Source organism: Dyadobacter luticola (assembly GCF_005860805.1).
In the GTDB taxonomy this organism is placed as follows: Bacteria; Bacteroidota; Bacteroidia; order Cytophagales; family Spirosomataceae; genus Dyadobacter; species Dyadobacter luticola.
In genome coordinates this window covers 230,002-243,580 of sequence record NZ_VCEJ01000005.1, presented here as the reverse complement: position 1 = coordinate 243,580, position 13,579 = coordinate 230,002, and the positions used below count along the sequence as shown (strand labels likewise).

Genomic DNA, 13,579 nt, shown 5'->3' with positions numbered 1-13,579 from the left:
TGTATTCGTGGTTTATTCACGGTCCGCCGCGCGGTGTATTCGTGGCATTAACCTTAATGTTTAAAATGACGAACACCAGTAGTCACCATTGCTACCCCATTCGCATTGCAATATTCAATCGAATCTTTATCACGGATCGAGCCGCCTGGCTGCACAACTGCGGTGATCCCCGCCTCTTTCGCGATTTCGACGCAGTCAGGGAACGGGAAAAATGCGTCGGAAGCCATCACGGCACCATTTAAATCAAAACCAAATGCTTTGGCTTTATCGATCGCCTGGCGTAATGCGTCTACGCGGGAAGTTTGTCCGGTACCGCTAGCCAGCAACTGGTTTTCTTTGGCCAGAACAATGGTATTCGATTTGGTATGCTTGCAAACTTTCAATGCAAATTCCAGCGCAGTGAGCTCATTTTCAGTCGGCGCCTTTTCAGTCACCGTCGTGAATTGGGACGAAACTTCCGTCGACAGATCTTTATCCTGCACCAAAACACCATTCAAAATGGTTTTGAACATCACCTGTGGCAGATCCACCGCATTGCGTTTCAGCAGGATACGGTTTTTCTTCGATTTCAAAAGCTGTAATGCATCCTCGTCGTACTCCGGCGCGATCAGGATTTCCATGAACAATTTGTTCAATTCCTCGGCCGTCGCCAGATCCACTTTTGTATTGGTGATCACAACCCCGCCGAAAGCCGAAACCGGGTCGCAGGCCAAAGCATTGTCGTAAGCTTCTTTGGCCGTAGCCGCAGTAGCAATCCCGCAGGCATTGGTATGTTTGATAATCGCAAATGTCGGGGCGCTTTCTGAAAACTCGTCGATCAGGTTCACGCAGGCGTCAACATCCACGAGGTTGTTATAAGATAATTCTTTACCATGCAGTTTATCAAAAATCCCTTCCAGATCGCCGAAGTAAGTGGCATTCTGGTGCGGGTTTTCGCCGTAGCGCAATGTTTGCGAATCCAGGCTGGTAAAGTCGAACAGGTCTTTTTCTGTTTTTTCTTTTCCTGAAACAAAAAAGCGGTTGATCGCGCCATCGTAATGTGACGAAACCGAAAATGCGAGACCTGCATAAAACCGGCGGTCTTCCAAATCCGTTGAGCCGGCTTTGGCGGTCAGCAACTCCACTACTTCCGCATATTGGTCGCGGGACGAAACGATTAATGTATCCTGGAAATTCTTGGCCGTCGCGCGGATGAGCGAAATACCGCCAATGTCTATTTTTTCAATAATATCTTCCTCGCTTGCGCCAGAAGCCAAAGTTTCTTCGAAAGGATAAAGATCCACGACCACCATATCGATGGCAGGGATATTATATTGCTGAGCCTGGGCAACATCGCCGGCATCGTCGCGGCGGTACAAAATGCCGCCCATAATCGCCGGGTGCAATGTTTTTACGCGACCTCCGAAAATCGACGGATAACCAGTCAGTTCCTCGGCTGCGGTCACCGGAATGTTGAGGTTTTCGATAAAAGTCTGCGTGCCGCCGGTAGAATACAGCTTTACGCCCTCGCTGTGCAGCAGGCGGACCAGCGGTTCAAGTCCGTCTTTATAGTATACAGAAATGAGCGCGGATTGAATTTTTTTAGACATTTTGCAACGTTAACTGAAAGATTTGAAACCGGGGACCAGCGTAGGATTCCCCTCTGCTTTTTGAAAAAATAAACCGCAAAGATAGCCTAAAAAAGTACGAAGTTTGAACTCAAAACGCTTAAAATACAGCCTATGAACCTCGACCTGACCGGAAAAACAGCACTGGTTTGCGGAAGCACCCAGGGAATCGGACTTGCCACCGCCGCCGAACTTGCCTTGCTGGGCGCCAATGTTACACTCGTCGCCAGAAACGAAGAAAAATTACGTAAAGCCGTCGAAACATTAGACCAGTCGGCGGGTCAGCTGCACCGGTATGTGGTAGCTGATTTTTCTGAGCATCAACAAGTTAAAGACGCCATCGACAATTACCTGCGGCTGTGTCCTGATGTCCATATTTTGGTCAATAACACCGGCGGCCCCTCCGGCGGACCGATCATTGAAGCGGATACCGATCAGTTTCTGAGAACTTTTCAGATGCATTTGATCAACAATCAGTTTCTTGCACAGGCAGTCGTGCCGAGCATGAAAAAGGCAGGTTATGGTCGTATCGTGAACATTATCAGCACTTCCGTGAAGCAGCCGATCGTCGGGCTGGGCGTTTCCAACACCATCCGCGGCGCAGTGGCAAGCTGGTCCAAAACATTATCCCTCGAACTCGGGCAGTATGGCATTACCTGCAACAATGTACTTCCCGGCTTTACCGAAACCTCGCGCCTCGATGCAGTTTTGCAAATGCGCAGTCAATCGTCCGGCAAATCGCCCGAGGAAGTAGCCAATCAAATGAAAGAAAGCATCCCGATCAGAAGATTCACATTACCCGAAGAAACCGCAGCGGCAGTTGCATTCCTGTGCAGCCCGGCTGCCGGGAGTATTAATGGCGTGAATTTGCCAGTAGATGGCGGGAAGACCGAGAGTATGTAATTAAATGAATCAGAGATAAGTATAAAACAGGTCACACCTTATTATGCTTAAAACCTTTTCATATATGAGAAAAATCTCTGCACTGTTAATTCTCTTGTTATTTCTAAACCAGCTTACTGGAAAGGTAAATGCTCAGACCGCCAAAAATGATAAATCGCTAATTGTCCTCATCCAGGGCGATTACAGTCTTTTATTGCAGCAGAAAGAAAAAACCTATTATATTAAGAGAAATGATTCGTTGAAAGTCTTGACAAGAGATCATTTTGTACGCGCGCTACCCTTAATTTTTGGCAGCGAGTTTATGCAGAGGTATGCTCAGAAATCCAAGTCGACTCCTGTCTATAATTATAAGTATTTAGCCAAATTGGTCACGGAGGCAAATAGTGAGCTAGGTTCGGTGCAAGTCGTTGTAGAGCAAAATTCCGCCAAGGCTAAAACTACTTTTTACATAGGACCCTATATCGCGTTTTCAAATATTCAAACCGCATTAGAAGTCTCTGTTTATGCCCAAAACAGTGATTTTAGGTTTCTAAAAACCGGATATTTTGATAAAAATGTAATCAATTATGGCATTAGGGGAAGCGCAGTACTTTTTCCAAAAATCAGCATCGGCTTAAACATATTCTGGAACAAAGTTTCGCATGATGATTTCTTAGTAGACAACATTGGTTTTTACAAAATAGAGGGAAAATCCTCTATACTGATACCTGAAAAATTTGATCCGAAAGTCAAATTGAACGCATACGGATTTAGCAGCACGCATTTCGATTTTAGTTTAAATTATACATTTAATCCGGACAGTAAGTTTCGCGCATACGTATTTGCCGGTCCCGGTTTGATGATCATGACAAAGAATACCGCGACTACTTCCGCGAGATTTATTGAAACAAGTCCTCCCAGCGAATCTTTCATTTATCGCACTTCGGACTCAAAACTGAAAGATTATTTAGTATCCGTCAATGGTGGCTTAGGTATCGGTTATCAGATCAATGACCGCATTGTCGTGAATTTATCTGGCAAGTATGGACAGGGCATATTTACTAAAATCTTAAGGCGACCTGTCAATCAAAAAGAGCAAAACCTCACACCTGTGGAAGGAACTGTTTTTGGCAGATTTGACAATAGCTTCGACTATCGTTACGACCAATTTTTTCGCCAGCTTTCAGCCGAAACTTCACTGCTTTTTAAACTATGATATTACTTCAAAAACTATTCATTCCTGGTTACAAAAAATAAGAAAATAGCAAGGATATTTTGTTTTATTTGGCTTAAATTTAGCTTGGAGGGCTGGCTTTGGCTGAATTTCGTTTTATGATATACAAATACCTTGTTGTTTTGTTTTTTGTGCTGAATGCGGTAGTGTCTTTTGGGCAGGGAGCAGGGAATTTTATTAGCTTTCAGAAAAACCAGCACGACATTCTCTTACGCGGCAGCAAGGGTACGCTGAAAATCACAACCTACACGCCGGATATTTTTCGGGTCGAAACCGTTCTTTCCGAAAATACCTCGCTTGATAGCTCCTACACGGTGGTTCTCGCACCTACTTACATTCCTGATAAAGTTTCGGAAACCAGCACTTCACTTTCCATAGCACTCGGAAATAGTGTTTTAGAAGTCAATAAAAATCCGCTTTCTGTTGCATTAAAATCTGGTAATCAGGTCAAGATCAGGGATGTTGGTGCTTTCAGGCAGACGAAAGATTCAGTCAGTCTGACATTTGATATTAATCCAAAAGACGTTTTCCACGGCGCGGGCAGCCGTCCTTTCGGGCCTGACCTCAATAAAAAAGCGTTTGATTTCTATAATACCTGGGAGTACGCTTACTACGACCAGGCCACCGGCCTCGCTCAGAGTTTCAATGTGCCTTTCCTGGTTTCCTCGCACAAATACGGCATTCTGTTCGACAGCAACCTCCCCGGCTCGATCCGGATGTATGTGGGCGCGCTGGATTCTACGAAACTGAATGTTGAATCGGTCAGTGCCGGGAAATGGGCTTATTACCTTATTAATGGGGATAGTAATGATGAAATCCTCGAAAATTATACCCTGCTGACGGGCCGGCAGCCGCTTCCGCCGCGCTGGGCTTTGGGTTACATTCAATCCAAATTCGGGTACAAAAATGAAAGTGAGGCGACATCGGCTGTGAGCGATTTGCAAAATAGCGGCTTCCCGCTCGACGCCCTCGCGCTTGATCTGTACTGGTTCGGTGACCAGTCGACGATGGGGGATTTTAATTGGGATGCGAAGAACTGGCCGAATGCAAGTAATATGGTAAGTCAGCTGAAAAGCAAAGGAGTGAAAACGATCTTGATTTCGGAACCCTACATTACCGCATTATCACCCAATTTCCGGATTGCCGAATCGCTTTCGCTTTTTGCAAAAAGACCAGGGACGAATGTCACTTACACGCAGGATTTCGGGATCGGAACCGCCGGTTTGCTCGACATTTTCAAGCCTGCTACGCAAAACTGGCTATGGCAGCAATATAAACGCCTGACTTCGCAGGGAATTTCTGGTTGGTGGACAGACCGTATCGAGCCGGATTACGATCCGAAAGATGCCGCCTACACTTTGGGCGCAGGTGCGCAGGTGCATAATTTGTATCCTTTGTTCTGGGCCAAAAACCTTTATAATCAGTTTCAAAAAGACTTTCCAAACCAGCGGCTTTTTAACCTTACGCGCTCGGGCTGGGCTGGTGCGCAGCGGTTTGGCGTGTTGCCGTGGAGTGGCGACGTGGCCAGATATTGGGCTGGATTACGATTACAAATTCCGATCATTCTGCAATCGGGTATGTCGGGGCTGGCTTATATGCACTCGGACATTGGCGGCTTTGCGACGATGCCCGATAAAGTGGACAAAGATGAAGAGCTGGACCTGCGCTGGTTTCAGTTCGGCACATTTACGCCCATCGTGCGGGCGCACGGCGACAGGAAGAATGTGGAGCCGGTGACTCTTTCGGAGCCATTTTACAGTGGGGTCAAAAGATATCTCAACATTCGGTACCAGCTGCTGCCCTACATTTATTCGCTGGCCTGGAAAAACAGTATTTCCGGTCGCCCGATTTGCCTCCCAATGGATTATTTTACTGACAACAAAACATTTGGCAACATTAACGACCAGTATTTCTTTGGAGAAAATCTCCTCGTGGCGCCGGTACTTTTACATGGTATGCCTTCGCGAAAAGTGGTTTTGCCCGCTGGAAAATGGTTTGATTTCTGGACCAATGTTCCTTTTAATGGTAATACCAATATTTTCCCAAACCTGACAGTCGATAACATTCCGGTTTACGCCAAAGCTGGGAGTTTTATTCCAATGTCCGCTTCAACATCTTTAAAATCAACTGATTACTATACTTCTGATAGCTTAGCTGTAAAATTTTTCCAGGATGTTTCCGTGCCGGCGTCCACATTCACGATGTACCACGACGATGGTATCGACCCGAATGTTTTAAAAAATCAAAAATACGAGCTGATCGATTTCAGCGGACGGGTTTCAGAGGACAGCGTGCATGTGACTATCGCGAGGAAAAAGGATTTCCCGCAGTCTCTCGCGAAAAGAAATCTGATGTTGGAAGTCGAAAACCTTACTTCTCCCCCACTTTCGGCCACATTAAATGGTAAGCCGTTGACCGTCGTGTACCTGAGTACCGATTTTAAAAATGAAACTGCTTTTTATGATCATGTGACACGCCAGCTGAAAATCCGGTTTGACTGGGATTGCAAAACTACTGCTCAGGTAGCCATTTTGCGGGACGGGCTTTCGGTCATTACTGGCGTCGAGCCGCATTTTGAAGGCAATGTTTTGAAAGTATATCCCAACCCAAACCGGCCGGAAATGCCTTTGAATGTGGATGCGGAAATTCCGGAAACCGGGAGGTATGCGATTGAAATCTTTAATACGTCAGGTGTGGTCATGTATAGTCAGGATTTGGGGGTTCAAACAAAAGGTAAAAAGCTGGAAATGAAGCTGAATGTGAAAAACCTGCGGGGAAGTTATATTTTGAAATTGAAAAATGGCAATGGGAAATTTTCTACGAGGTCTGTTATTATTGAATAAGCGATGAGTCACCGGCTTACCATCATTTTTACGATCCTGCTCACTTGCCTCGCGGCTTGTGTGGAACCTTTCAGCGTGAAATTCGCGGCTGCCCAGGAGTACATTGTCGTGGACGGCGTGGTGACTGACCTGGACGGCCCGCAAATAATTACCCTGGCGAGAACCAACCCGGATGCAAAAAATGAGAGCTCCGAGTTCACACAGACGATTTGGACAAAGGGACAATCGACTTTGCCCCTGACCAGCGCGAAGGTAAAAATCGTGGTCAACGGATCCCAGACATTCGACCTGACCGAAACCGATCCCGGCATTTACCAGCTTCCGCTGTCGTTCCGTGGGAAGGTGGGCGACGCTTACCAAATCCATTTCAGTACGCCGGAAGGCAAATCCTACGAATCTTCTTCCGAAACCATGCTGTCAGTCGCGAAAGTAAACCGGGCTTATGATGCTTTCAACCCAAAAGGCATTCCGAAGTTGTCGGAATTTTATGGCGACTACACGCCCAGCAATGATATTTACCTGGATTTTGATGATCCGGCCGGCGAGAAAAACTTTTACCGCTGGCAGTGGACATTGTGGGAAATCCAGAAGACCTGCCAGACGTGTAACCAGGGAAAGTATTATCTTTTTGATACCGAAAACGGCACCGATGGTGATTGTTTCAAAGACCTGACATTGAAGCCGAACAACATTTTTGACTATATCTGCGAGGACCTCTGCTGGGATATTTTTTATAGTACCGATATCAACATTTTCGCGGATACTTATACCAATGGTCAGAGCCAGAAAGACAAGCTGGTGGCGCAGATCCCGCTGCTGCAATCGAACCCCTGCCTGATCAGTTTGCAGCAAAATTCTTTGACACCCAATGCTTATCGATTTTTGAAACTCATACAAGACCAGGCGGTTAACTCCGGAACGCTGGCTGATACGCCGCCCGCGCCGATCCAGGGAAATGTGACCAATGTGGAGGATAAAAATGAGCTGGTAATCGGGTTTTTTACGGCTTCATCGGTTTCGGAGTACCGGACGATGCTTTGGCGGAAGAACATTAAAAATGCGGCAGTACTGAACCAGCTTTTCAAAACCATTCATAACCGGGACCCCATTCTGGAAGAGCGGTCGAACGAGCGGCCTTTTGTTCCGCTGGCGATTTGTAAAAAGAGCCGCGCACGGACACCGTTTTTACCAAAAGATTGGAAGTGGAGTCAGTGATGCCACGAATGCACCGCGCGGCGGACCGCGAATAACCACGAATGAAAAAACTATACTTTTTACTAATACTGCTTCTTGCGACGCTCCACGGAATTGCGCAGGGGCTGACTATAACCGGTTCTGTGAAGGATTCGGCTACTTTGGCTCCGCTGCCAGGGGCTTCAATCGTGGTGGATTACCGGCGGAACTGGTCTGCGGCGAAGGTGGATGAGAAGGGCAATTTCAGCATGGAATTATCGGATGAAGACCATGTGCTGGTGATCCGGCATGTGGGGTATGAGTCGTTTCGGGCGTTTATCAAGGCTGGTACGAGGAAGGTGAATTTTGATATTTTGATGACAACTACTTCGAGCCAATTGGAGGAGGTGATCATTACCAGCAAGGGTTTCGACCAGACAATCCGCCAGCCGATCCTTGGTTCTCTGCAGATCAACATTAAAACTTTGGAAAAACTGCCCTCGGCTTTCGGGGAGTTGGATATTTTGCGAAGCTTGCAAATGCTGCCGGGCGTTTCGAGCGTGGGAGAAGCTTCAAATGGTGTCAACATTCGCGGCGGTACCACGGATCAGACATTGATCCTGCTCGACGATACGCCGATTTTCAACCCGACGCACATGTTCGGGCTTTTTTCGGTGATCCCACCGAATACGGTCAATAATCTGGATCTATATAAAGGTAATGTTCCAGCGCGTTTTGGCGGGAGGGTCGCATCTGTGCTGGATATTTCTACCAAAAACCCGAATCTGGATAAGTTTAAAATGGCTGGCGGCATTAGTCTGATCTCCAATCGCCTGCTGCTCGACGCACCGATCATTAAAGGGAAACTGGGCATTTATGTGGCTGGCCGGGGCGCATTCAACGATTTTATTTTACCAAAACTGGATAAACAGCTGCAAAATATCAAGGCACGTTTTGGCGAGCTTTCTGCAAAAACTTTCTGGCGTATTAATGATAAAAACACGCTGACCTGGATGGGTTATTACAGCGACGATTATTTCAAAACCGATCTGCTAACGAATTTGCCGAATGTAGTCGGGACTGATACTTACTATAAGCATGTGACTACCAACTCAATGCTGCGCTGGCTGCATGTGATTTCACCGAAAATAAACCTGCAAACGACAGCGGTTTACGCCAAATATTCCCCGGATATCGGCACTGCTGAAAAGGCGACGGGTAATGTGGTGAAACTGCGCGCCTCCACCGAGCAGCGGCAGATTAAATCCAACATTAACTACCAGCTGACTGACCATAAATTCGAGACCGGGATTGTGGCGACGCAGTACGTGATCAAGCCCGGAACATTGTACCCAGGCGCAAGCCCAAGCGTCAACTTCATTGCGACGCCTACCGAAAAGGCCAACGAGGTGGCGCTGTACGTGGATGACGAGATCAATTTTTCCAAAAATCTGGCTTTGTCTTTCGGCTTGCGCTACTCCTATTTTATGTCCGTGGGGCCGTCTATCGTGCGGGATTACCTGCCCGGGCAGCCGCGGGATGAGTTTTCTGTAACGGATTCAACCGCATTTTCAAGGGGTAAAATTGCAAAAAGTTACGGTGGTTTTGAGCCGCGGCTAGGGCTGCGCTATGCTCTGACTGATCATATTTCGCTGAAATTCGGCTATAACCTGATGCGCCAGTACATCCAGGTGGTTTCAAATACCGCCACGCCGATCCCGACTTCGCGATGGAAAACGAGCGATACGCATATCAAGCCGCAGATCAGTAATTTGTTTACGGCTGGCTTTTACCAATCATTTTCGGAAGACATTTATGAAGTTTCGCTCGAAGGTTATTACCGGCTCGCCAACAACATTATCGACTACAAGCCCGGCGCGGATTTTCTCTTACAGCGCTTCCCGGAAACGCAGCTGATCCAGGGTCGGAACAAGTCTTACGGGGTGGAATTGATGGTTTCGAAGAAAAAGGGAAACACAAAAGGCTGGGCCAACTATACTTATGCCCGCTCGCTGAACATTGTGGATAAAGGCGCGGCACTGATCGAGCTGGTGAACCGCGGCAATTGGTACCCAGCAAATTACGATAAGCCTCACAGTTTCAATGCCTCGCTGGACATTACGGTCGACAAGCACAATTCGTTCGGATTCACATTCGCATACAGCACCGGCAGACCTTACACCGAGCCGATCGGTTTTATCAATTACCAGAATAATGTTTATCCATTTTACGACAAGCGAAACAACAAGCGCATTCCAGACTATCACCGCCTCGATTTTGCCTGGAACATTTACAATCCGAGCATGAAAAACCGCCGCTGGCAGGGGCACTGGACGTTTTCGGTGTACAATGTGTACGCGCGGAAGAATGCTTATTCGGTGTTTTTCAAGACTGAAAATAAGGTCACGAAAAGCTATAAGCTCAACATTTTCGCGGCGCCGATCGCTACCATCGCCTACAATTTCACCTTCTGATTATTTTTTGCGGCTGATCACGACGAGCTTGTCGTCATTTCGGGCAGCGACGATGGCATTGCCGGATTTCAGCTTAATGTTCCGCAGCTTCTTCACCTGGCCCTTTATCTGCAAACCATGGATCGGTTCTGCTGAAAAATCGCAGTTACCCCTGTTGATCAGCACCGTACCAAAATCTGCATCGTAGCGTCCCATTTGAATGTTGGGATTATAAAAATTGCCCATCATGAGCACGTCGGGCAACCTATCGCCATTTGCGTCGATGACTTGCGCGTCGTAAAAAGGCGTCCACTGCGCATTGTAGGGCAGCGATTTCAGCTGAAAATTACCTTTGCCGTCATTGACCAGGATTGCATTCTGGAAATAATTCGCAGACAAAACCTGTGCATCTTTGAGCTTTTCTGCACCTACCAGGTCGGCGGTCGAGGCTTTGGCGAACTGGGTGGCGTAAATGTACTTTTTGCGGATCATCGGAATCTGCTTTTCCAATTCAAGCTTCGTAGGAAAAAGCACTTCCTTACCATTGAGGTAATAATTCAAAAGCGGTTCCTTGCGCCCATTTCCGTCATAATCATTGATATACATATTCACCGGCTGCTCGCTGCTGGCTTTCAGGCGACTGTTCAAACCCAGGTTTCCGGCCAGAATATCCAGGTCGCCGTCGCCATCAAAATCGTACGGCATCACGAAATTCCACCAGCCTTTTTTGTCCGTCAGCATTTTCCTGGAGAAACTTTTGCCATCATTTTGCATGACGCAAATCCCGTCCCATTCCAGCGCCAGCACCAAATCCTGGTCGCCATCTTTATTCAGGTCGGCCAGTTTCGCATTCTTCACATACCCAATGTTTTGCAGCTCTTGGGCGTATTGCGGCGTGACGTCTGTAAACTTGCCGGTACCGTCATTTTTTAATAAATAAGATCTGGGAACTTCACCGTAATTGAGCGGCACCGCCCGGCCGCCGATGAACAAATCCACAATACCGTCGCCCGTAAAATCAAAAGGCACTACGCAGGAGGCCGTCACATATACATTTGAAAAAGCGTCAGATTTGACCGTCAGGTTACCTTTTCCATCATTCAGATAAACCCGTGGCATACGGAATTCCGAGTTGCCGCTGTACTCGTTTCCGCCTGTTGCCACTACCAGATCGGCGTGGCCATCTTTGTTTACATCCACCCACTGCGCATCGATTTCTTCGTAGGTACTATCCTGAACCAAAGCAGGTTGAATAGATTCTTTGAATTTCCCGGCTGCGTTTTGAAGAAATAAATGGCTGCGGAATTTTTTGGAAGATCCCACATACATATCCTCCAAACCATCGTGGTTGATGTCAGCAACTGCCAGCGCAGGACCGTCGGCGGTTACTTCAAAGGGAATGAGCGAGTTACGGTCAAATTCTATAAAATTATTCTCGACGTGAGGCACATCTACGCCCAACTTGGCGGCGATATCTTCGTAAGAATATGTCTTGCTCTGCCTGGCTTCTTTGAATTTCTGATAGTTAAATACCGGCAGCCCAGATTTATAGGTAATTGATAGTGAATCTTTTAAATCTGCGTTTTTCAAAACCTGAAAATGATTATCCGGCCAAATGATCAGCATGGAATCCACCTCAGGCTTTTTTCCAAAACCCACATTCAGCGGCGTTTCCATGCTCGACTGAAAACCGCGGACAGGGAATTTTTCAAAAGTCAATGTCTTATCCTTTTTGAAAACCAGGCATTTTGTGCCGATCGCATTCAAATTTCCTTTCGCGCCTTTGAGATATAATCTTGTAAAATCACTTTTTGCCGCCTTTTTCTCGCTCAGGTTTTCGTAGACAAATGCCTTTTCATTGATGTTATTGGTCACAATGTCGAGGTCACCATCATTGTCCAGATCAGCATAAACCGAACCATTTGAGTAGGATACCTGATCATTCCGCACCTGCGACGCCAAATCCTTGAATGCCAGATTTCCCTGGTTCCCAAAAAAGCGGTTCAGCAGCTTGATTTCGGGCAACTTATCAGCCAGCCCCGGATCATTTTCGTCGAAATTCTTATTCCTGATCTTTTCCTGCACCACATCATCGGACACAAATTTGATGTAATCCGTATCATTCATCCGCTTCGGAATACCATTGGAAATGAAAAGGTCCTTCAATCCATCATTATCAAAATCGGAAAACAAAGCCGCCCACGACCAGTCGGTTGCATGGATCCCGGCATACATCCCGATCTCACTGAAAGTGCCGTTTCCGTTGTTGTATTGCAGGTTGTTCCGGGCAAACTGGTAGTTGTAACCCTGCCTGATTTTGTATTTAAAAATGCTGTAAACATCCTCACCCTCAGACTTTTTCAAAATCTCATAATCCGAAGGCAGCATATCCAGCGATACGATTTCGGGGAAAATATCATTGTTCAGGTCGCCAATGTCCACACCCATGGAAAATTGGCTGGTGTGCATCAGCGAAGAGTCCGTCATATCCGCAAACCGCCCGTTTTGCTGGTTCATGTACAGGTAATCATTCTCGTGGAAATCATTTCCAATGTACATATCCGGATAGCCGTCGAAGTTGATATCTCCTACCCCAAGTCCAAGTCCGTAACCCAGCGCCGAGCTGTGAATACCCGCGGTTTTAGTGATTTCGACGAACTTACCATTGTCATTTCTGAATAATTTGTCGCCAGCCAACGGATGATAAGTGTTATCAAAAAGTGCGCGCCGGCCGAATGTCCCGTTTTGATGAACCGAGTGATTGAGCTGAAACATATCAAGATCGCCATCCAGGTCAAAATCAAAAAACAAGGCCTGTGTACCAAAAACAACCAGATCGAGCCCATATTCCTTCGATTTCTCCGCATAAACCGGAATACCTTCTTTTGTAATTTCCTGGCAGACATATAGGAGGTTATGCCCTTTCATCGACTCGAAGTTTCCGACCTGACTGATGTAAATGTCAAGCATCCCATCCTGGTTGATGTCAACGATCGACACCCCGTTTGACCAGCCTTTATCGCCTTTGAAATTGGCTTTTTCAGTCACATCTTCGAATTTCAGTCCCGATTTATTCAGATAAATCCGGTTGGCTTCCTGATTGGCCGTGAAGCAAAGGTCGATCAGCCCATCGTTGTTCAAATCACCCGCTCCGACACCGCCACCATTGTAAAAATACATGTAGTAGAAAATGTTGAAATCCTTGGTGGGTTTCAATGTGTTGGAGAAATCCAGGCCGGTTTTTTCGGAAGTCAGCAGGTCGAATTGGTAATCCTTTGCCTCTTCTTTTTCCTTTGAGCAGGATAAGGCTATCCAGCAAAAGAGCAGAAAATAGACCGGTTTGAGCAGTCGGTTAAGATATGTTGAAATGAACTTGATCAAAATTTC

Annotated in this window: 7 protein-coding genes; 5 read left to right on the top strand and 2 right to left on the bottom strand. The window is 46.7% G+C overall.

Annotation, left to right across the window (positions count from 1 at the left end; all coding sequences use genetic code 11):
• Positions 1-53 precede the first annotated feature (53 nt).
• Complete coding sequence (gene purH / locus FEN17_RS20025) at positions 54-1,589, bottom strand: bifunctional phosphoribosylaminoimidazolecarboxamide formyltransferase/IMP cyclohydrolase (RefSeq protein WP_138367170.1); 1,536 nt, start codon at positions 1,587-1,589, stop codon at positions 54-56.
• A gap of 132 nt (positions 1,590-1,721) precedes the next feature.
• Between purH and FEN17_RS20020 the strand changes: the two genes are divergently transcribed.
• From FEN17_RS20020 to FEN17_RS20000, 5 genes are all read left to right on the top strand, one after another.
• Complete coding sequence (locus FEN17_RS20020) at positions 1,722-2,510, top strand: SDR family oxidoreductase (RefSeq protein WP_138367169.1); 789 nt, start codon at positions 1,722-1,724, stop codon at positions 2,508-2,510.
• Between the two features lie 64 nt (positions 2,511-2,574).
• A complete protein-coding gene (locus FEN17_RS20015; RefSeq protein ID WP_138367168.1) occupies positions 2,575-3,705 on the top strand; it encodes a hypothetical protein in 1,131 nt (376 codons plus the stop codon).
• A gap of 116 nt (positions 3,706-3,821) precedes the next feature.
• Positions 3,822-6,566, top strand: coding sequence for a TIM-barrel domain-containing protein (locus tag FEN17_RS20010; protein ID WP_138367167.1), 2,745 nt, complete (start codon positions 3,822-3,824; stop codon positions 6,564-6,566).
• Positions 6,567-6,569: 3 nt separating this feature from the next.
• Positions 6,570-7,781, top strand: coding sequence for a DUF4249 domain-containing protein (locus tag FEN17_RS20005; RefSeq protein WP_138367166.1), 1,212 nt, complete (start codon positions 6,570-6,572; stop codon positions 7,779-7,781).
• A 41-nt stretch (positions 7,782-7,822) separates the two neighbouring features.
• The gene (locus FEN17_RS20000) at positions 7,823-10,213 is read left to right on the top strand and encodes a TonB-dependent receptor (protein ID WP_138367165.1); all 2,391 of its coding nucleotides are present in this window, start codon (positions 7,823-7,825) and stop codon (positions 10,211-10,213) included.
• On the opposite strand, the gene FEN17_RS19995 is transcribed toward FEN17_RS20000, so the two are convergent.
• Complete coding sequence (locus FEN17_RS19995) at positions 10,214-13,573, bottom strand: VCBS repeat-containing protein (RefSeq protein WP_229208913.1); 3,360 nt, start codon at positions 13,571-13,573, stop codon at positions 10,214-10,216.
• Positions 13,574-13,579 lie beyond the last annotated feature (6 nt).